This window comes from Halomonas nitroreducens, from assembly GCF_003966155.1.
In the GTDB taxonomy this organism is placed as follows: Bacteria; Pseudomonadota; Gammaproteobacteria; order Pseudomonadales; family Halomonadaceae; genus Halomonas; species Halomonas nitroreducens.
On sequence record NZ_RXNS01000002.1, the window covers coordinates 200,733 to 220,733 of the forward strand.

General features: G+C 69.0%; 20 protein-coding genes. 15 read left to right on the top strand and 5 right to left on the bottom strand.

The window, feature by feature from the left end:
• Nucleotides 1-267 precede the first annotated feature (267 nt).
• Together EKG36_RS02780 and thiI are read left to right on the top strand one after the other, a co-directional pair.
• Nucleotides 268-549, top strand: coding sequence for a hypothetical protein (locus EKG36_RS02780; protein WP_126480813.1), 282 nt, complete (start codon nucleotides 268-270; stop codon nucleotides 547-549).
• A 109-nt stretch (nucleotides 550-658) separates the two neighbouring features.
• On the top strand, nucleotides 659-2,137 hold the full coding sequence (gene thiI / locus EKG36_RS02785) for a tRNA uracil 4-sulfurtransferase ThiI (RefSeq protein ID WP_126480815.1): 1,479 nt from the start codon (nucleotides 659-661) through the stop codon (nucleotides 2,135-2,137).
• 38 nt (nucleotides 2,138-2,175) lie between these two features.
• On the opposite strand, the gene EKG36_RS02790 is transcribed toward thiI, so the two are convergent.
• The 4 genes from EKG36_RS02790 to EKG36_RS02805 form a co-directional block, all read right to left on the bottom strand.
• Entirely contained in the window at nucleotides 2,176-2,721 is a 546-nt protein-coding gene (locus EKG36_RS02790) for a hypothetical protein (RefSeq protein WP_126480817.1), read from the bottom strand.
• Between the two features lie 87 nt (nucleotides 2,722-2,808).
• Nucleotides 2,809-3,837: a PQQ-binding-like beta-propeller repeat protein gene (locus tag EKG36_RS02795; RefSeq protein WP_126480819.1), complete on the bottom strand. Its 1,029-nt coding sequence runs from the start codon at nucleotides 3,835-3,837 to the stop codon at nucleotides 2,809-2,811.
• 40 nt (nucleotides 3,838-3,877) lie between these two features.
• On the bottom strand, nucleotides 3,878-4,576 hold the full coding sequence (locus EKG36_RS02800) for a TVP38/TMEM64 family protein (RefSeq protein WP_185827462.1): 699 nt from the start codon (nucleotides 4,574-4,576) through the stop codon (nucleotides 3,878-3,880).
• Between the two features lie 576 nt (nucleotides 4,577-5,152).
• Entirely contained in the window at nucleotides 5,153-5,422 is a 270-nt protein-coding gene (locus EKG36_RS02805; protein WP_126480823.1) for a hypothetical protein, read from the bottom strand.
• A gap of 303 nt (nucleotides 5,423-5,725) precedes the next feature.
• Between EKG36_RS02805 and metG the strand changes: the two genes are divergently transcribed.
• From metG to EKG36_RS02855, 10 genes are all read left to right on the top strand, one after another.
• Nucleotides 5,726-7,762 (top strand): methionine--tRNA ligase, encoded by a 2,037-nt coding sequence (gene metG, locus EKG36_RS02810; RefSeq protein WP_126480825.1) that lies wholly within the window; start codon nucleotides 5,726-5,728, stop codon nucleotides 7,760-7,762.
• 125 nt (nucleotides 7,763-7,887) lie between these two features.
• The gene (locus EKG36_RS02815; protein WP_126480827.1) at nucleotides 7,888-9,465 is read left to right on the top strand and encodes a sensor domain-containing diguanylate cyclase; all 1,578 of its coding nucleotides are present in this window, start codon (nucleotides 7,888-7,890) and stop codon (nucleotides 9,463-9,465) included.
• A gap of 133 nt (nucleotides 9,466-9,598) precedes the next feature.
• Entirely contained in the window at nucleotides 9,599-10,180 is a 582-nt protein-coding gene (gene rsxA, locus EKG36_RS02820; RefSeq protein ID WP_126480829.1) for an electron transport complex subunit RsxA, read from the top strand.
• A gap of 9 nt (nucleotides 10,181-10,189) precedes the next feature.
• The gene (gene rsxB / locus EKG36_RS02825; RefSeq protein ID WP_126480831.1) at nucleotides 10,190-10,828 is read left to right on the top strand and encodes an electron transport complex subunit RsxB; all 639 of its coding nucleotides are present in this window, start codon (nucleotides 10,190-10,192) and stop codon (nucleotides 10,826-10,828) included.
• Nucleotides 10,821-12,530: an electron transport complex subunit RsxC gene (gene rsxC / locus EKG36_RS02830; protein ID WP_126480834.1), complete on the top strand. Its 1,710-nt coding sequence runs from the start codon at nucleotides 10,821-10,823 to the stop codon at nucleotides 12,528-12,530. Before rsxB ends, rsxC begins: the two co-directional genes overlap by 8 nt.
• Nucleotides 12,527-13,594, top strand: coding sequence for an RnfABCDGE type electron transport complex subunit D (locus EKG36_RS02835; RefSeq protein WP_126480836.1), 1,068 nt, complete (start codon nucleotides 12,527-12,529; stop codon nucleotides 13,592-13,594). The genes rsxC and EKG36_RS02835 overlap by 4 nt, the downstream gene beginning before the upstream one ends.
• A complete protein-coding gene (locus EKG36_RS02840; protein WP_126480838.1) occupies nucleotides 13,591-14,232 on the top strand; it encodes an RnfABCDGE type electron transport complex subunit G in 642 nt (213 codons plus the stop codon). The genes EKG36_RS02835 and EKG36_RS02840 overlap by 4 nt, the downstream gene beginning before the upstream one ends.
• Nucleotides 14,229-14,939: an electron transport complex subunit E gene (locus tag EKG36_RS02845; protein WP_126480840.1), complete on the top strand. Its 711-nt coding sequence runs from the start codon at nucleotides 14,229-14,231 to the stop codon at nucleotides 14,937-14,939. The genes EKG36_RS02840 and EKG36_RS02845 overlap by 4 nt, the downstream gene beginning before the upstream one ends.
• An 18-nt stretch (nucleotides 14,940-14,957) precedes the next feature.
• Complete coding sequence (nth, locus tag EKG36_RS02850) at nucleotides 14,958-15,593, top strand: endonuclease III (RefSeq protein ID WP_126480842.1); 636 nt, start codon at nucleotides 14,958-14,960, stop codon at nucleotides 15,591-15,593.
• A gap of 48 nt (nucleotides 15,594-15,641) precedes the next feature.
• A complete protein-coding gene (locus EKG36_RS02855) occupies nucleotides 15,642-16,391 on the top strand; it encodes a YdcF family protein (RefSeq protein WP_126480844.1) in 750 nt (249 codons plus the stop codon).
• 160 nt (nucleotides 16,392-16,551) lie between these two features.
• Here the strand turns inward: EKG36_RS02855 and EKG36_RS02860 are convergent, their stop codons facing one another.
• The gene (locus tag EKG36_RS02860; RefSeq protein ID WP_126480847.1) at nucleotides 16,552-17,235 is read right to left on the bottom strand and encodes a glutathione S-transferase family protein; all 684 of its coding nucleotides are present in this window, start codon (nucleotides 17,233-17,235) and stop codon (nucleotides 16,552-16,554) included.
• Nucleotides 17,236-17,360: 125 nt separating this feature from the next.
• On the opposite strand from EKG36_RS02860, the gene EKG36_RS02865 reads away from it, so the two are divergent.
• The 3 genes from EKG36_RS02865 to EKG36_RS02875 are packed head-to-tail and all read left to right on the top strand — an operon-like array spanning nucleotide 17,361 to nucleotide 20,001.
• Nucleotides 17,361-17,732 carry a response regulator transcription factor gene (locus tag EKG36_RS02865; protein WP_126480849.1) on the top strand — a complete coding sequence of 124 codons (372 nt, stop codon included), beginning with the start codon at nucleotides 17,361-17,363 and terminating at the stop codon, nucleotides 17,730-17,732.
• Nucleotides 17,732-19,810: a 3'-5' exonuclease gene (locus EKG36_RS02870; RefSeq protein ID WP_126480851.1), complete on the top strand. Its 2,079-nt coding sequence runs from the start codon at nucleotides 17,732-17,734 to the stop codon at nucleotides 19,808-19,810. Before EKG36_RS02865 ends, EKG36_RS02870 begins: the two co-directional genes overlap by 1 nt.
• Nucleotides 19,807-20,001 (top strand): hypothetical protein, encoded by a 195-nt coding sequence (locus EKG36_RS02875; RefSeq protein WP_126480853.1) that lies wholly within the window; start codon nucleotides 19,807-19,809, stop codon nucleotides 19,999-20,001. The genes EKG36_RS02870 and EKG36_RS02875 overlap by 4 nt, the downstream gene beginning before the upstream one ends.

Sequence of the window (20,001 nt, forward strand, 5' to 3'; positions counted from 1 at the left end):
TTGGGGGATGTCTCATGTCCTGCGGCACCGGTTTGTCATGCCTCAGCATGAGAAATCCCTTGTCCCCGGCATTATAGGCAACATACTGTTACACACATTAACAAGGTTTGGCAGCCTTGGCAGCCGGTCCGAGGGGAATAGTTGCAAGCGATCGCCCATGGATCGTGTGAGCGATGTCTTACATGGTAGAGGCCTGGCCTCTCGCCCACGGGGACAAACATGGTATCGTCTCGGCAAGACAGCACCGGCCCGCACAAGGAGAACGCCATGTCCTCATCGGAAATCCAGAAGACCCGTGTGATCAACGAGCTACGCAGCTTCATCAAGAAACTGCTCCAGGACCCCAAGATCCTCGAGCAGTCCCTGGAGATCGCCCGGCAACGCCTCGGCGACGGCGACCAGGCCGATGTCATGGCCCGCATCGCCAACGAGATCTCCGACACCACCAGCGTGCACATCCCGGAGGATCCCGCCGAGCACTCCGAGGCGGATCGCCTCTTCCTGGAACTGCTCAAGGAAGTCGTCCGCGAGGAGCAGGCCCTCTACTGACGACGGCAGCATGGCGTGGCGGCAACAGCGGTGCCGCCGGCCGCCACGCCCCTGCGCCTCGCGGCGGCGCCTGATAGAATGGCACGACACTTTTTCAACGCGTCGCCGCATGTCCTACCTGATCAAGCTGCACCCGGAGATCACCATCAAGTCCCGCTCCGCTCGGCAGCAGATGACCCGCTGCCTGACCGGGAATATCCGCACGACCCTGCGCCGCCACGATGAGCGCATTCGGGTTCGCGACCAATGGGACTCGATTCGCGTGAGACTGCCCGCCGGGCTGAGTCGCGACCTGACCGCGACCATCGAGGGCAACCTGGCGCGCATTCCCGGCATCCAGGAGATCCTGGCGGCCGAAGACCTACCCTTCGTCTCCCTGGACGATATCGCCGAGCGCATCACGCCCCTCTGGCGCCACGCCATCGAAGGCCGACGCTTTCGCGTCAGGGCCAAGCGCCGGGGGCATCATGACTTCACCTCGGAGGATATGGAACGCCACCTGGGCAGTGCATTGCTCCGCGCCGCCCCCTCCGCCAGGGTCGATCTTCGCGATCCGGACGTGGTGGTGCCCGTGGAACTCACCGATGATCGCGTCCAGGTGATCCGAGACCGCTGGCCGGGCATCGGTGGATATCCGCTGGGCGTGCAGGGCCAGGCTCTGGCGCTGATGTCGGGAGGCTTCGACTCGCCGGTGGCTGCATGGCGCATGATGCGCCGGGGGGTGAAGACGCACTTCATCTTCTTCAACCTGGGCGGCCCGGCCCATGAAGCCGGGGTCCGGGAACTCACCCACCACCTCTGGGCGCGCTATGGGGCCTCGCACCGGGTACGCTTCCTCTCGGTGCCCTTCGAGGGCGTGGTCGGGGAAATCCTGCGCAGCGTCCCCGACGGCCTGATGGGCGTCGTGCTGAAACGCATGATGGTCCGCGCCGCCGGCCGCGTTGCCCAGCAGGCAGGGATTCCGGCCCTGGTCACGGGCGACGCCATTGCCCAGGTGTCGAGCCAGACACTCACCAACCTCGGCCAGATCGATGCCGCCAGCCCGATCCCCATCCTTCGCCCGCTGCTCACCGAGGACAAGCAATCCATCATCGACCAGGCACGAAGGCTCGATACGGCCCGCTTCGCCGAGTCCATGCCGGAGTACTGTGGCGTGATCTCGCGGCGGCCGCATATCAAGACCGACCCGCAGCGACTCGAGGCCGCCGAGGCCGACTTCGACTTCGCGGTGCTGGATGCCGCCCTGGAGGCTGCCGTCGTCACCCGCAGCGATCGGCTCGGTGAACAGACCAGGCCACCCGGCGAAGTGTTGACGGTGGACTCGCCGCAAGCACTGTCGACGCTGCCCACCCCCTGTGTGATCGACATCCGCTCGCCGGCGCAACAGGAGGCCGCACCACTGGTGGTCGACGAGGCTCCGCTGCTGCAGATTCCCTTCTACGAACTCCAGGACCGCGCCCCGACCCTGCCCCGGGACCGGCATTACCTGCTGTTCTGCGACCAGGGGGTGATGAGCCGCATGCAGGCGCTCCACCTCGCCGACCGCGGACTGGAACACTTCGGCGTCTACCGCCCAGAGCCGCGCTGACCGCGGGGGGAGCCTGGCCGGCGCCCCCCTCGAGAGCGTTACTGGAAGCGGTCGTGCCCATAGACCAGGTCGCCACCCGGCGCTGCCGTGTGGCAGGCGATGCAGCCCTGATCCATGCCCTTGGCCACGCGGCCGGCCAGGGGCACGCCCTTGGGATTGGTATCCAGCTCACCGCTGGGCAGGTACTTGACCCAGAACCAGTCGTTGTTTTCCGGATCATACCCCTCGCGCTGGAACATCACGGTGACGGCCCCCAGATAGGCGTCGGGTTCGTTCCAGACGGCCTGCTTGGAGACGCCCTCTCCGCCATAGTTGCGCTTGATGATCACCGGGCCGCTGGTGCCATCGACCGTCACCTCGCCGTCGATGGTGTCAAGGATGGCCCCGTGGGGATGCTGGCCCGTGTAGGGTGCGGACATGGTCCGGCCTTCGCCGACCAGGTTGGCCTCCTGCAGGGCGCTCCACAGGGAGGCCGCGTAGTTGACGTCGTCCTCGCCGCCGAACGGTGCCTGCTGCGCCATGGCCAGCGGACCGCCCAGCACCAGGCCGAGGCCGATAGCGCCCAGAAACTGTTGAGTAGTCATGGAACCCCCTTCTGCCGTTATCTTGGATATAGGCTTACGGGGGTTGGTAGCGGTTGAGGGGCCGACCTTACAGCCAAGGCGACCGCCTCACCGGCAGCGTGCCGTCTCGCCGACCTCGGACATCTCGTCATGGTTTGGCACGGAAAGGGGGCGCGATTCGAGCCGCGGCCCGGGCTCGGTCACCCACAGCAAGTGTCCGGCACAGAGCCGTGGAGGCAATGAGGGAGCCGGCGACAGCTCAACCTTCGAGGTCGGGACCAATCCTTGGCGCTTCAGGACCGCCACACGACCGGCCCCATCGCTCGCCACCACGTATCCCTCATCGGTGGACACCGGCATCAGTGCATCGCTGCCCAGGCGATAGCGCCCGATGCCCTCGCCGCTCGCCTGGTCAAAGCCCTGTACGAGGCCATCGAAACGCGGCAGGTAGAGTTCGTCGCCGACCACCGACGGACTGTCGCTCACCACGTCATCCCGGTGCAGCCACCGCACCTCGCCGTCGGCCGGATCAATGGCCCACAAGATGCCCGCGAAGGTCGTGACGAAGACGCCGTGGCGACCGGCGACCGGTCGATAGACCAGCTCCTGGCCGAGCGAACGTCGCCAGCGCTCCTCGCCACTTTGCGGATCGAGCCCGACCAGTTCGGCTGCCTGGCCGCCGGTCACAAGCACGCCGCCGTGGAGGGCCGGGGGGTACACCCAGCCCGTGAACCGACGCTGCCAACGCACCTCGCCGGTCGCGATATCCAGGGCCCGAAGGCTGCCATCGCGCCCCGCCACATAGGCCACCTCACCCGCCACCGTGGGCGAGAATACGCTGGTGCCGGCAAAGCGGCGCCACACCGGGTCGCCACTAACCGCGTCCAGGGCGACGAGTCCCGCGCTGGTGCCCACCAGCAACCGCTCCCCCACCGGCACGGGCTCGAAGGTCTGCTCCCCGGCCAGGCTTCGCCAGATGGCTGCCCCGCCGTCGCGGTCGAAGCGCACGACCCCGTCGTGCGAGGCAAAGACCGCCGTCGGGGTCACAACCGGATTGGCAGGATAGCGGACATCGGCCTGGCCTCCCCGGGCAGCCAGGCAGGTCAGCAGGAGGATACCGGCGATCAGTCGACCCATGGCCCCTGTCCCCTCGTCAGCTCACGATATGGCACCCAGGCTAGCGGGGATGCCTGAGGTGGTCGACGAACTCCCGCCAGCGCTTCGGCAAGGGAATCCAGCCGGCATCGACCATCCGGGGCAGCGCGATCAGCAAGCCCAGGACCACCAGCCCACCCGCCATCGCCCAGCCACTGTCGATGGCGATCCCCTTCCCCGCCAGCACGTAGATCAGGGTCATGGGGGACATGCCCAGTGCCGTGGCGACCAGGAAGCGGCCGGTAGTGAGCGCGGTGAGTCCTGCCGCATAGCTGACCAGGGCAAAGGAGACCACGGGAATCAGCCGCGCCATAAGCACCATACCGAAGAGGAAACGCTGGGGGCATTCAGGGAACAGGGCAACGTGGCCATGGAACAGCCGTTCAATGACCGGCCGGCCCACCAGTCGGGCGATCCAGAAGCTCAGACCGGCTCCCAGCAGAGCCCCGACCATGCTCAGCAGGAAGGCCAGCAGCGGGTCATAGAGCATCCCGGCCGACACGCTGACTACCATGGTGGGAATCGGGCCCACCACCACCGTCAGCGCCATCACCCCTGCCAGCACCGGCGGTCCCCAGGGGCCCAGACTCAGGCCCAAGCGCTCCAGACGGACGGGATCGATCCACCCGGACTGGTAGACCCACAGCCCCAGAGCCACCAGCCCCAGCAGCGCCAGCCCCCCCAGCAGTGCCTGACGCCTGTGCCGCCGCTCTATTCTCATCTCGCCTTCCATTGCCATATCGACGGTGGTGTCGTGTCAAGCGCACGCCACCCTACCGATACCGCAAGCACTCACGCCCTGAAGGTCACGAGGCCTTCAAGGGCTTGAGCCACCATGTGTTATGGCGACTTACACCTCCGGAAACCCTGAATCGTCGCTTCCGGCCTGCTCAGGGTATCCATTATCAGTCTAGTGCGTGGGGTGAAGGACGGTTGGCAGAGAGTGCCGAGGCAGGGACGGTCCTGTGCGGTAATGCAAGCCGTACATCGACAGAGCACAGGGGCCACATGATGGCGGTCCCGCTTGGGCTCGTCCAGGGGCGGAGGGCACGATGCGCTCGGGACCCAGGAGCAGCGGGAGTCGGGATGGGCGAGGAAGGCCGTGTCGAGTCGCTATGTCGCCGACGGCGCCCGGGTCAGGCACAGCACGAGAACCGCTGAGCGAGAGGGCTGCTCATGGCGTCTCGTTCCTCGGAGCGTCCCGGGAGGAAGGCATTAACGGCCGGGGCGTGACCGGACGCCGGGCAAAGGGCCCGGTGGCGTCACACACCGGGCCCGGGGATCGGCGCGACGATCCTTAGTTGCAGGGCACCACCTCACGCTGGGTGTTCAGGGCCCAGAGTTTCTGACCATCGGGCGTCGCGCCCTGCTCCCTCCAGGTCTCGGTGACCTTGATGCAGTAGGAGCCGAGGCTCTCGGTGGTGACCTGAGGGTCGGCCGGGCGCTCGTTGCCGATACGCATGATGTCGGGGTTCTCGCTGGTGTACGTCGGGGCGATGGCCCCGCTGGCGCAACCGGCAAGCAGGGTAATGACGCCCAGGACGGGCAGGAGACGGCGAAATGCCATGAGAATTACCTCCGTGAAGCAGGTGGGGGGAACGACCGAAGGTGACAGAAGGCGGATGCGTCTGCCGGCAGACGCCTCCATCCCCTGGGGCCCCTCGCCGGCAAGGAACGCACTCTACCCGAGTCGCCGGGGACCGCCAAGCGTCGCCCGCTGACGACGGCAGGCCATCGGGCGGATGCAGGCGAGGACGAAGATGCTACAATCGGGTGCCTGATTTCACGGACTTTCCCATGGCGGCCTCGACTTCGCCCAGGCGTCGAGTCGGCCGCCGTGATCCACGTTTACGGGAACCTCTGAGCCACCATGTCGAATACCGCCCCGCGCAAGATCCTGGTCACCAGCGCCCTGCCCTATGCCAACGGCGCCATTCACCTGGGCCACCTGCTGGAGTACATCCAGACCGACATCTGGGTGCGCTTCCAGAAGAGTCGTGGCCAAAACTGCCACTACGTCTGCGCCGACGACGCCCACGGCACCGCCATCATGCTGCGCGCCGAGCAGGAAGGCATCACCTCCGAGGCGCTGATCGACCGGGTCTCCCGGGAGCACCAGGAAGACTTCGCGCGCTTCGGGGTGGCCTTCGACAACTATCACTCGACCCACTCCGAGGAAAACCGGCACTTCAGCGAGCTGATCTATACCCGGCTTCGCGACAAGGGGCATATCGCGACCCGCGACATCGAGCAGATGTACGACCCGGTGAAGGGGCTGTTCCTGGCCGACCGTTTCATCAAGGGCACCTGCCCGAAGTGCCGGACCGACGACCAGTACGGCGACAACTGCGAGGCCTGTGGCGCCACCTACACCCCGGCGGAGCTGATCGATCCCGTCTCGGCCATCTCCGGCGCCACCCCGGAGGTCAGGAGTTCCACCCACTACTTCTTCAAGCTGCCCGACTTCGCCCGCTTCCTGAAGGGCTGGATCGACGACGACCATGTCCAGCCGCAGATCCGCAACAAGCTGATGGAGTGGTTCGAGTCCGGCTTCAACGAGTGGGACATCTCCCGCGACGCCCCCTACTTCGGCTTCGAGATCCCCGACGCCCCGGGCAAGTACTTCTACGTCTGGCTGGACGCCCCCATCGGTTACCTGGCGAGCTTCAAGAACCTCTGCGACCGTGAGGGCCTCGATTTCGACGCCTACTGGCGCGAGGACTCCGACGCCGAGGTCTACCACTTCATCGGCAAGGACATCGTCTACTTCCATGCGCTGTTCTGGCCGGCCATGCTGCACGGCGCCGGGTTTCGCACCCCCACGGCGGTGAACTGCCACGGCTTCGTCACCGTCAACGGGGCCAAGATGTCCAAGTCCCGTGGCACCTTCATCAAGGCTGCCACCTATGCCGACCATCTCAATCCCGAGTACCTGCGTTACTACTTCGCCGCCAAGCTGACCGCCGGGGTCGACGATCTCGACCTCAACCTCGAGGACTTCGCCCAGCGCGTCAACTCGGACCTGGTCGGCAAAGTGGTCAACATCGCCAGCCGCTGTGCCGGCTTCGTCAAGAAGCTCGGTGGCGGTCGCCTGTCCGGCCATTGCGCGGCGCCCGAGCTGGTCGCCCGCTTCATCGCCGCCGGCGACGAGATCGCCGATCACTACGAGGCGCGCGAGTTCGGACGCGCCATGCGCCGGATCATGGAACTGGCCGACGAGGCCAACACCTACATCGCCGAGGCGGAACCCTGGGTGCTGGCCAAGCAGGGGGGTCGCGACCAGGAGGTGCTGGACATCTGCTCGGTGGGCATCAACCTGTTCCGCCAGCTGATGGTCTACCTGGCGCCGGTAGTGCCGGCCATGGCCGAGGGCGCCCGGCGTTTCATGCAGCTCGAGACTCTCGACTGGGACAGCCGCCAGGAACTGCTGCTGGATCACGAGGTCGCCAAGTTCAAGCCCCTGATGACCCGCGTCGAGACTGACCGCATCGATGCCATGATCGAGGCATCGAAGGAGGACCTGGTGGAAGAACAGAAACTCAAGGAGACCCCCAAGGGCCCGCTGGCCGACACGCCGATCGCCCCGGAGATCGGCTTCGAGGACTTCGCCAGGGTCGACCTGCGCATCGCCCGCATCGCCAAGGCGGAGTACGTTGAGGGCGCCGACAAGCTGCTCCAGCTGACCCTCGACCTGGGCGGCGAGACCCGCAACGTCTTCGCCGGCATCCGCAAGGCCTATGCCCCCGAGGCTCTCGAGGGCCGGCTCACCGTGATGGTCGCCAACCTGGCGCCTCGCAAGATGCGCTTCGGCGTCTCCGAGGGCATGGTGCTGGCGGCCGGCGACGACGAGGGCATCTACCTGCTGGAACCCCACTCCGGCGCCCAGCCGGGTCAGCGCGTGAGCTGAACCGCCCCCGGACCGGGGGCCCTGTGCCCCCGGTCCGCGGCCCCCGTTGGCAGCCCCGACTTGTCCCGGCACCGTCGGGCCGTCACCCTGGCCCACAGGTCTCATGACAAGGACAAGCGCCCGCCATGGCTTCGCTGCCTCCCCGATTTTCCTCGCTGCGCAATCGCTTCCTGGCCGCCCTGGCCCTGGTGGTGGGCGTCGCCGCTCTGGTACTGGCGTTGATCGCCCGCTACCAGATCACCCCCATCCTGCTGGAGGACGAGAGCCGCTATGCCAGCGGCGAGCTCGACCGCATCGAGCGCGCCCTGGACAACGAGCGCGATCACCTGCAGAGCCTGGTCGAGGACTGGGCCTGGTGGGATGACACCTACGCCTTCGTCAGCGGCACGCGCCCGGAGTACGTCGACAGCAATCTCTATGCCGGCACCCTCGAGACCCTCGGCGTGGAACTCATGGCCTTCTTCGCCGCCGATGGTTCGCCCTATTGGACCGCCGGCATCGACCGGCAAGGTGCCTTCTGGTCCTGCGCGGGGCAACCGGATACCTGCGGGGGCAGCCGTGAGCTCACCGACCTGATCCGCACACTCACCGCGGGAGAGCTCGAGGCACGCACCCACAGCTGGCTGCTGGCGAACGACTCGCCGGCCCTGATCGCCCTCTCGCCCATCCTGAAGAGCCAGGACGATTCACCGGCCAACGGCTGGCTGGCGATGGTGCTCCCGCTCTCGGAGCCCCTGATCGCCCAGCTTCGCGAGACCACCGGCATCGACCTGAGCCTTGACGGCCAGCCAGTCGAGGGCAGCATGGCCGACGATCGCCTGCAACGGCTCTCCCCGACCCGCATGCGGGTCATCCGTGACCTCGCCGCCCTGCCGGGCGGCCAGGCGCTGCGCCTGGAGGCCATCCTGCCGCGTCAACGCTATCAGGCGAGCCTGGAGACCTTCCGCTTCGCGTTGATCTGGACCGCGGCTGTCCTGGCCGTGACCCTGGTCGTGGTGCTGCTGTTGCTGGAGCGCATGATCCTGCGCCCCCTGCGGGACTTCGCCCGCTTCACCCAGCAACTGAGCCGGCATGAACACGACCAGCAGACCCCCGACGCCCTGATCGGGCGCAAGGACGAGATCGGCATCCTGGCCCGGGCCTTTCAGCACCTGCGACAACGCCAGCGTCACCAGCACGACCTGCTGCTCGAGATGTCCCAGCATGACGCCCTGACCGGGCTCGCCAACCGCCGACTCCTCGACGAACACCTGGCCGCTGCCCTGGCGCGGGCGGCACAGGGCGAGCATGGCGTGACCCTGATGATGGTCGATATCGATCATTTCAAGGCCTACAACGACCACTTCGGCCACCCCGCCGGCGATGCGTGCCTGAGGACGATCGCCGAAACCATGTGCCAGCACTTCAACCGGGCCGGCCAGCTGGTGGCCCGGACCGGTGGCGAGGAATTCACGGTCGTGCTGCCCGGGGCACCGCCGGCGGCCGGGCCACGCATGGCGGAGAGCCTGCGCGCCGCCATCGAGCACCTCGCCATCCCCCATCCCCACTCCCGGGTCACCATCAGCATTGGCGTCAGTCAGCTCGGACCACGTCAGCAACGCACCGCCGAGTCGCTGATCGCCGGCGCCGATACCGCCCTCTATGCCGCCAAGCGGGCGGGGCGCAACCGAGTCCGGGTCGAGAGCGCCCTGCACTGGGTGTGAGACCTCCGCCAGACGCCGGATGGCCCTGGGGGGAGATCCCCCGGTGGTACGCCGGCATGGCCAGCACCTATAATGGGCGCCTCATCACCCCGGCGCCGGGGTGGCCGCAACGTTTCGACTCGCTTGGCAGGCAATGACCGATTTCTTCCTGATCCTGGTCGGCACCGCACTGGTCAATAACTTCGTGCTGGTGCAGTTCCTGGGCCTCTGCCCCTTCATGGGCGTCTCCAGCAAGCTGGAGTCGGCCATGGGCATGTCGCTGGCCACCACCTTCGTGCTGACGCTGTCCTCGGTGGCCAGCCATCTGGTCTATCACCTGCTGCTGGCACCGCTGGGCCTGGAATACCTCAGGACCATCGCCTTTATCCTGGTGATCGCCGTGGTGGTGCAGTTCACCGAGATGGTGGTGCGCAAGGCCAGCCCCCTGCTGCATCAGGTCCTGGGCATCTTCCTGCCACTGATCACCACCAACTGTGCCGTGCTCGGTGTGGCCCTGCTGACCCTCAACCGCGGCTCCAGCGTCATCGAGGCCGCCCTCTACGGCTTCGGCGCCGCCGTGGGCTTTTCCCTGGTGCTGGTGCTGTTCGCCGCCCTGCGCGAACACCTGGCCACCGCCGACGTGCCCACACCCTTTCGTGGCGCGGCCATCGCCATGATCACCGCCAGCCTGATGTCGCTGGCCTTCATGGGCTTCTCGGGACTGGTGCGGCTGTGAGGGAAGACGATGCTTGAGACCCTGTTCGATGCCGATCTGGTCACCGCCGTGCTGGCGCTGGTCGGTCTGGCGGCGGCCTTCGGCGCCCTGCTCGGTTTCGCCGGCGAGCGCTTTCGCGTCGAGGGCAATCCGGTGGTGGAGAAGATCGACGCCCTGCTGCCCCAGACCCAGTGCGGCCAGTGCGGCTACCCGGGATGTCGCCCCTACGCCGAGGCCATCGGCGAGGGCGAGGATATCAACAAGTGTCCTCCCGGGGGCGAGACCACCATCGCTGCCCTCGCCGACCTGCTGGGCCGTGAGGTCAAGCCCCTGGACGGCGAGGCCGAGGCCACTCCCCGGGTGGCCTTCATCCGCGAGGAGGAGTGCATCGGCTGCACCAAGTGCATCCAGGCCTGCCCGGTGGATGCCATCCTGGGGACGGCCAGACGCATGCACACAGTGATCGCCGACGAGTGCACCGGCTGCGACCTGTGCCTGGAGCCCTGCCCGGTCGACTGCATCGAGATGCTGCCCCGGGATACGGGACGCGACGCCGCGCCCCTGCCCCCCGGTCCCGGCCATCGCCCCGTGCTGCCCACGCCGGCCTGGCGGACGGCACTGATCGCCAGCGACCGTCCATCCTCGTCGACGGAGGCTCGGCATGGCTGAGCGATTCGACTTCCCGGGCGGCATCACGCCGCCGACCCGCAAGGCCCGCGCCACTCGCTCGCCGCTGTGCACGCCTCCGCTGCCGCGCCGGGTCATCCTGCCGCTGGCCCAGCATGCCGGCGCTCCCGCCGAGCCCTGTGTCGAGGTCGGCCAGCGCGTGCGTACCGGCGAGCGCATCGCCCGGGCAAGCGGCCTGATTTCTGCGGCCCTGCACGCCAGCATCACCGGGCGGGTCGCCGCCATCGAGGACCATCCGCTGCCCACTGCCGACGGCCGGCGGGGCCCCTGTATCGTCATCGAGGGAGAGGGCGAGGACGACTGGTTGACCCTGCCGCCCCTGGACTGGCGCCAGGCAGCGGAGACGACCCTGCTCGAGCGTCTCGACGCCTCTGGCGTGGTAGGCCTTGGCGGCGCCGCCTTCCCGACCCAGGTCAAGGCCCGCATCCGCGAGCTGCATGCCATCGACACCGTGATCGTCAATGCGGCGGAGTGCGAACCCTACATCTCCGCGGATGATCTGACCCTGCGCCACTTCGCTGCCGATGTCCTGGAGGGGGCTCGCCTGATGGCGCGACTAGCCGGTGCCGAACGCATCCTGGTGGGGATCGAGGACGACAAGCCCGAGGCTCGCCAGGCCCTGGAGGTCGCGCGGGAGGCCACCCTGGCAGAGGCCGTACCGGTGGAGATCCGCGCCATCGCCACCCGCTATCCCAGCGGCGGCGAGCGCCAGCTGATCAAGCGCCTGCTCGGCCGCGAAGTGCCGAGCGGGGGACTGCCGGCGGATGTCGGCACCCACTGCCATAATCCCGGCACGCTGCGCGCGGCGCTGGCCGCCATTCGCGACGGTGTGCCGCTGGTCGAGCGGGTGGTCACCCTCACCGGGGAAGCCCTGGCCCGGCCCGGCAACGTCGTCGCCCGGCTCGGCACGCCCATGGGCGAGCTGCTGGGTTTCGCCGGGCTCGACACGCAGGCCCTGCATCGCCTGGTGATGGGGGGCCCCATGATGGGCGAGGCCCTGGGCGAGCTCGCCTGTCCGGTCGTCAAGGCCACCAACTGCCTGATCGCCGCCACCCGCTCGGAGCTGCCCGACCCGCCGCCGGAGCAGCCCTGTATCCGCTGTGGCGCCTGCGAGGAGGCCTGTCCGGCCAGCCTGCTGCCCCAGCAGCTCTACTGGTTCGCCAGGGGCCGCGAGCATGACAAGGCCGAGCGCTTCCATCTCTTCGACTGCATCGAGTGCGGGGCCTGCAGCTACGTCTGCCCCAGCCATATTCCCCTGGAGCAGTACTACCGCGCTGCCAAGCAGACCATCCGCGCCCAGCGCCGTGAGGCCGCGCGGGCCGACCATGCCCGGCATCGCTTCGAGTTCCGCCAGGCCCGTCTGGCCCGTGAGCAGGCGGAGAAGGAGGCCCGCCGGGCCGCCCGCAAGCGCGCCGCCGCTCCGGCCACCCGGCCCCCCGCCGGCAGCGACGCCCAGAGCGCGGCCCCCGCCGCCGACCTGCGCGGATTGCGCATCGCCCACAGCGCCGCCAGGGCGGCGGAGCGCAAGGCCGAGAAGGCCCTGGCCCGGGCGGCCGAGAGCGGCGAGGCCGATCCGGCGACCCTCGAGGACCTGGAAACCCAGCTGGCCACGGCCCGCGAGAACCGGCAGGCTGCCGAGGCCCGCCTGCAGGCCGCCCGTGACGTCGAGGAGAAGCCCTCATGAGCCTGATGCACACCGACCAGACGGCCCCGCGACGCCCCGCCTCCACCACCGCGGTGATGGGCTGGCTGCTGGTCGCTACCCTGCCCGGCATCGCCGCGTTGACCTGGCACTTCGGCTGGGGGGTGCTCACCAACCTGGGCTTTGCCGCCGCCGCCGCCATCGGACTGGAGGCCACAATGCTGCGCCTGCGCCACCGCCCGGTCGCCGCGACTCTCGGCGACAACAGCGCCCTGGTCACCGCCGTGCTGCTCGGTGCCGCCCTGCCCCCGGGCAGCGCCTGGTGGCTGATCCTGATCGGCATGGTCGCCGCCATCGTGGTCGCCAAGCACCTGTATGGCGGCCTCGGCCACAACCTGTTCAACCCGGCCATGGTCGGCTACGCCCTGTTGCTGGTGTCCTTCCCTGGACCGATGAGCCTGTGGCCCAGTCCCGACGGCCTGCTCAGCCCCGAGGCCCGCCCCCTCGGCGAGGCACTGCACCAGCTTGCCGGCCTGACCTCCCTCGAGACCCGCGATGCCCTGAGTGGGGCGACGCCGCTGGATGCCTTCAAGCACAAGCCCGAGGCACTGATGGCCAGCGAGTTCTGGGCCGACTCCCCACTTCCCGATGGGGCACTGGCCGCCTGGCAACAGGTGGCCCTGGCCTGGCTCGCCGGTGGCGCCCTGCTGGTCTACAAGCGGGTGATCGGCTGGCAGATTCCCGTCGCCATGCTCGGCACCCTGACCCTGGTGGCCACGCTGCTCTACGCCGGCAACCCCAGCCACCAGGGATCGCCGCTCTTCCACCTGCTCGGCGGGGCCGCCATCTTCGGCGCCTTCTTCATCGCCACCGACCCGGTCAGCGCCGCCACCAGCCGGCGCGGCAAGCTGATCTACGGGGCCGGGATCGGCGCGCTGGTGATGGTGATCCGCCCCGCCGGAGCCTACCCGGATGCCGTGGCCTTCGCCGTGCTGTTGATGAACTTCGCCGCCCCGTTCATCGACTACTACAGCGAACCTCGGGTCTACGGCCATCCGACCGCGACCCGGGGCATCCGTGTCGACGTCGACAAGGAGGCGCGATGAACGCCGAGCTGCCGCGCGCCATGGGCCGGGCCGCCCTGGGACTCGCGACCTTCGCCCTGATCACCGCCGGCAGCGTCGCCCTGACCCGCGACCTGACCGCGGAGCGAATTGCCGACAACCGCCAGGCGAGCCGCCACCGGGAGGTCGCCGCGGTGGCCCCGGCCGGACACGACGACCGGCTGCTCGACCATGTGCTCAGCCGTCCTGCCGCGCCGATGTTCGGCTTCGAGGCGCCCATCACCCTGTGGCAGGCCCGGGCCGGCGAGCGGGTCCTCGGGGTGGTGGTACCGGTGACGGCCCGCCAGGGCTACAGCGGCGACATCGCGATGGTGGTCGGTCTCGACACCGCGGGCACCATCACTGGCGTGCGCGTCACCGACCACCGCGAGACCCCCGGCCTTGGCGATCGCATCGAGGCCCGCAAGGGCGACTGGATCGAGCAGTTCACCGGCCACTCGCTGACATCTCCGCCCGCCGGGGGCTGGGCGGTGGGCCAGGACGGCGGCGGGATCGACGCCCTGACCGGGGCCACCATCACCTCGCGGGCGGTGGTCGCTGCCGTACACCGAACCCTCGAGTGGTTCGAGACCCAGCCCGGCAGCCTGCTCGCCCCCCCAGCCACGGGAGAGACACCATGACGACACCGAGCCTCGGCGAGGTCAGCCGCCACGGACTGTGGTCGAACAATCCGGCACTGGTACAGCTGCTCGGCCTGTGTCCGCTGCTGGCGGTGTCCAGCAGCGTGGTCAACGCCCTGGGGCTGGCCCTGGCCACGCTGCTGGTGCTGCTCGGCTCCAACGTCGCGGTGTCGCTGATCCGCCACCAAGTGAGCGGCACGCTGCGCCTGCCGGCCTTCGTGATGATCATCGCCGCCTTCGTGACCTGTGCGGAATTGCTGATGGCCGCCTACACCTTCGAGCTCTACCGCATCCTCGGCATCTTCATCCCGCTGATCGTCACCAACTGCGCGATTCTCGGTCGAGCCGAGGCCTTCGCCTCGCGGCAGCCGCTGCTCCCCTCGGCCACCGACGGCCTGATGACCGGGCTCGGCTTCGGCGCCGTGCTGGTCCTGCTGGGCGGGCTGCGCGAGCTGTTCGGCCAGGGCACGCTGTTCGTCGACATGGACCTGCTGCTGGGGCCCGCGGCCGCCGGCTGGGGCATCACCGTCTTCCCCGACCTCGACTTCCTGTTCCTGGTGCTGCCGCCGGGGGCCTTTTTCGCCACCGGCCTGCTGATCGCCCTGAAGAACCTCATCGACGATCGCCTGGAACGCCGCCGCCAGGCCCGGTTGCCCGACCGCCCCCGGGAGACGCGCCGGGTTCGGGTCACCGGCACCATTCGCTGAAGGATTCCCCCCACCACCATGAACGCCCAGAAACGCTACGAGATCTTCGCGCGCCTGCGCGCGCACAACCCCGAGCCGACCACCGAGCTCCACTGGACGACCCCCTTCGAGCTGCTCGCCGCCGTGCTGCTCTCGGCCCAGGCCACCGACGTGGGGGTGAACAAGGCCACCGCCCGGCTGTTTCCGGTCGCCAACACACCGGCTGCGATCCTCGCGCTCGGCCTGGACGGCCTCAAGGAACACATCAAGACAATCGGCCTGTACAACACCAAGGCCGAGAACCTGATGAAAACCTGCCGCATCCTCGAGGAGCAGCACGGTGGCGAGGTGCCGAGGACTCGCAAGGCCCTGGAGGCGCTGCCTGGGGTCGGTCGCAAGACGGCCAACGTCATCCTCAACACCGCCTTCGGCGAGCCGACCATCGCCGTGGACACCCATATCTTCCGGGTCGCCAATCGCACTGGCCTGGCCAAGGGCAAGGATGTGGTCGAGGTGGAGCGGAAACTGATACGCCACGTGCCCCGGGAATTTCGCCAGGATGCCCATCACTGGCTGATCCTCCACGGCCGCTACACCTGCCTGGCGCGCAAGCCGCGCTGTGGCAGCTGCGTCATCGAGGATCTCTGCGAGTACCCGAACAAGGTCGACATCTAGGGCGGGCTGGACGAGGATGCAGAAAGCTCCCGCATCCGAGGTGACTGCATGGCCCTGCTGGAAACCCTGCTGCTTCCCCCCACCCTCAATGCCCTGCTGATCCTGGTCGGCGGCCTGCTATGGCGCCGACACCAGCTGCTCGGCGGCCTGGCGGTGGTACTGGGCCTCGGCGGCCTGCTGCTGCTGGCCACCCCCGTGGCGAGCCATGCGTTGCGCCAGGACCTCGAGCCGCCGGCGCTCCAGGTGGCCGGGGACCTGAGTGGCGCCGAGGCCATCGTGATCCTCGGCGGCGGACGGGACTATGACGCGCCGGAGTTCGGCTGGGGCGATGCGCCGTCCAATGCCAGCTGGCGCCGACTCGCCTACGGTGCCTACCTGCATCGCCAGACGGACCTGCCGATCCTGGTCAGCGGCGGCCGCCGCCACGACGAGCCCAGCGCCGAGGCGAGCCTGATGGACGCGGCCCTGGAGGAGGTCTTTGCGGTGCCGGTCCGCTGGTACGAGGGCCGCAGCCGCACCACCGCCGAGAACGCCCGCTACAGCGCCGAGCTGCTTGGCGACGAGGACATTCGGCGCATCGCCCTGGTCTCCCAGGCCTGGCACCTGCCCCGAGCGACGGCGGCCTTCGAGCGAGCCGGCCTGGAGGTCGTCCCCGCTCCCACCGAATTCGCCAGCCCGCCACCCGCCGGGCTCGCCGCCTGGCGGCCCAGCGCCTATCACCTTCACCAGAGCAGCCGCGCCCTGCATGAATGGCTGGGGCGCACGGCTCGGCGGCTGAAGGACCGGCTGCCCCGCTAGTCGCCGCCAGCCAGGGAAGCGCTGATTGATGTCGCGAGCGATGAGAGGCTGGTCGCCGCCGGAACGGAAACACCGGAATTTACACGGCAGTAAATGAGGATGTTGACCGGGCTGGCGCTCCAGTACCGCCGGCGGCCAGGATATCGAGCGCAGCCATCAATCAGTGGTTTCCTAGGGAGAACTCCCCGCCCCGCTCGATCGCCCGCCGATAGGCCGGCCGCTCGCGGCAGCGGGCCAGGAAGTCGCGCAGATTGGGGGCCTCGTCGAGCCCCCCGCGCCCCTCGAGGGCCAGCACCGGGAAACTCATCTGGATATCGGCCGCCGAGAAGGCCTCGCCGGCGAACCAGGCCGAACGCCCGAGTTCGGCCTCCCACAGCGCCATCAGGTTGCGCAGCTGGGGGGCCAGGAAGCTGCGCTCCACCCCCTTGGCGAACTGTTGTCCCAGCGGGCGCACCAGGGCCGGGACCGGCGGTTTCGACAGGCGCGAGAAAACCAGTCGCATCACCAGGGGCGGCATCGCCGATCCCTCGGCGTGGTGCAGCCAGAACCGATAGCGCTCCCGCTCGTCCGTGCCGGGCGCCGGCGACAGCGTGCCCTGGGCGTCGAGACGCTCGAGGAGATACTCGAGAATGGCCCCCGACTCAGCGATCGCGCGGCCGTCGCGCCCCTCGTCGGTGATCACCGGCGACTTGCCCAGGGGATGCACGGCCTTCAGTGCCTCAGGGGCCAGCAGGGTCTCGGGGTCGCGCCGATAGGTGACCAGCTCGTAGTCGGCACCCAGCTCCTCCAACAGCCAGAGCACGCGCTGGGAGCGTGAATTCTCCAGGTGGTGCACACGGATCATGATCGACCTCCTTGACGATGGAACCGCCAGTCTACCGGCTTGGGCCAAGGTCGTCTTTGCTCGTCCGGGGGCGGTCACTAGACTTAGCGCAACAACGTATAACAAGCCTTCACGAGGAGAGCGCCATGGCCAAGGTGCTGGTGGTGGACGACGAGCCCAACATCGTCCTGTCACTCGAATTCCTGATGCAGCAGGCCGGCTTCGAGGTGACCACCGCCGGCGACGGCGAGGCTGCGCTGGCTTGCATCGCCACCGACACTCCCGATCTGGTGCTGCTGGACATCAGCCTGCCGGGCATCAGCGGCTTCGATGTGCTCGAGCGCCTGCGCGCCGACCCGGCGCTGGCCCGGCTGCCGATCATCATGCTGACCGCCCACGGCCGCGAGGTGGAACGCGAGAAGGGGCTGGCCCTGGGCGCCGATGATTATGTCACCAAGCCCTTCTCGACCCAGGCCCTGGTCGAGAAGGTCAAGGCGCTGCTCGACGAGACCCACTGATGGCCCGACGCAATCCCGGTATCCCCCGCCGCCAGACCCTGGTCGGGCTGTGGCTGCTGCTCAGCGGCATCAGCCTGCTGGGCGGAGCCATCTTCGCCCTCTGGCTCGATGGCCTCTTCCAGCCCCAGGGGCTGGCTCGCTGGGTGCTGTGGCTGGGCTGTTTTTCCGGCGGCGGTACCATCTTCCTGGTCGGTCTGCTGCTGGAGCGCCAGCTGTTCGCTCCCCTGCGCCACCTGCAGGTGCAACTGGCCCGCATGGTGGCCAACCCCGATGCCCGGGACGACTACCCGCCCGAAGGCTGGCTGCGGGGCCTGGGGCCCGACCTGGTGCGCATTCGCGAGGCCTGGCGCAGCGACCGTGGGCGCCTCGCCACCGCCCATGCCGAGGGCGCGCGCAGCGCCGCGCGCATCCGCCAGGAACTCGAGGCGCTGCTTCAGGTCCTCGACACGCCCCTGCTGCTGTGCGACCGCCACCGCCGGTTGCTGCTCTACAATCAGGCCGCCGAGAGCCTGTTCGAGAACCAGCCGGGGCTGGGGCTGGGCAAGCGCCTGGAGGCACTGCTGCCGGTGGCCAGCCTGCATGATGCCCTGGGGCAGCTGCCCGGGGATGGCAGCCCCCGGGAGGTGCTGGTGCCCTGCGGCGAACGCTGGCTGCGCGCGGGCCTGCGCCGGGTCCCCGGCAGCGAGGGTGAGACCCTGCTGACGCTTGCCGACACCACCGCCGCCTGGTCCAGCGAGCTGGGCGCGCGGGCGGAACTCGCCGAGCTGCTGCCCGTGCTGCGTCGACACGGCGCCAGCCTCAGCACCGCCGCCGATGCCCTGGGCCAGTTGCCCCGACCGGTCGCCGACGCCGACTCCGACGCTCTGCGCCGACGCCTGGAGGCAGTGATCGACGAGGAAGGACAGGCTCTGGCCGAGCGCCTCGCCCGCCTGGGGGAAGTGGTCGACGACATGCAGCGCCATGGCGAGCGGCTGGCTCCGCTGTGGTCCAACGACCTCTGGCAGGCCCTCGCCGAGCGCCTCCCCGACACGGGGCCGCGCATCACGCCGGTGGGCATGCCCGCCTGGCTGAAGGGTGATGCCCCGACCCTGCTGGTGGTGCTATCCACGCTGCTGGAGCACCTCGCCGAGCACACCGACCAGGCGACTTTCGATGCGGAGGTATGCCTGGGCAACCGCCGGGTCTACCTGGACCTGCGCTGGCGAGGCGCGCCACTGCCCGAGCAGCGCCTCGACGCCTGGCGCCGCGAGCGACTGGAAGGCCTGCCGATGACCCCGACAGTGAGCGAAGTGCTCCGCCAGCATGCCAGCGATGCCTGGAGCCTGGCCGATCCGGACGGTGAACACGCCCGGTTGCGCCTGCCGCTGCCCGCGCTGGAGCGAGTCGGGGCGCCCCGGCCGCGCACGCCGCCACGCCCCGAGTTCCACGACTTCGGCATCGCCGAGCTGCCGGCGCCGGATGCCGAACTCGCCGCCTGCCCGCTACGCGCCCTGGAGATTGTCGCCTTCGACACCGAGACCACCGGGCTGGAGCTGCGCGGCGGTGACCGGGTGATCAGCATCGGCGCCTGCCGCATCGTCAACGCCCGGCTGCTGGCCAGCGAGACCTTCGATATCCGCGTCGACCCGGGCCGGGCCATTCCCCCGGCCAGCACCGCCATCCACGGCCTGACCGACGAGGACGTGGCCGGCGCGCCGCCCCCCGCCGTGGCCCTGCCACGCTTCCGCGACTATATCGGCGAGGCGGTCATCCTGGCCCACAACGCGGCCTTCGACCTGTTGGCCATCCAGCCCCCCGATGGCGGCGTGACCTTCGACATGCCGGTGCTCGATACCCTGCTGATCTCCCGGGCACTGGATGCCGGCCTCGACGGGCACGACCTCGACTCCCTGGCCGGGCGCTACGACCTCAGCTTCCCGCCGGGCAGCCGCCATACTGCCCTGGGCGATGCCCGGGTCACCGCCGAGCTGTGGCTGGCCCTGCTACCACGGCTCGAGGCCCGGGGCATCGACACCCTGGAGGCGCTGCTGGCCCTGCAGGCCAGCGCCTTCGACCGGGAGGACGCCAGCGCCTCATGATCACGCCGCGCCGCAAGGAACGTCTCATCGCCCTGGTCGTGCTGGCCACGGCCCTGTTCACCCCGCCGCTGCTGCTGGTGGCCGATCGCGCCGGCGGCAGCCCGTCCTGGCTGCCGGCCTACCTCTTCGTCGCCTGGGCGCTGGTGATCGGCCTGATGGCCTGGCTGATGGAAGGCGGACGCGGGGAGTGA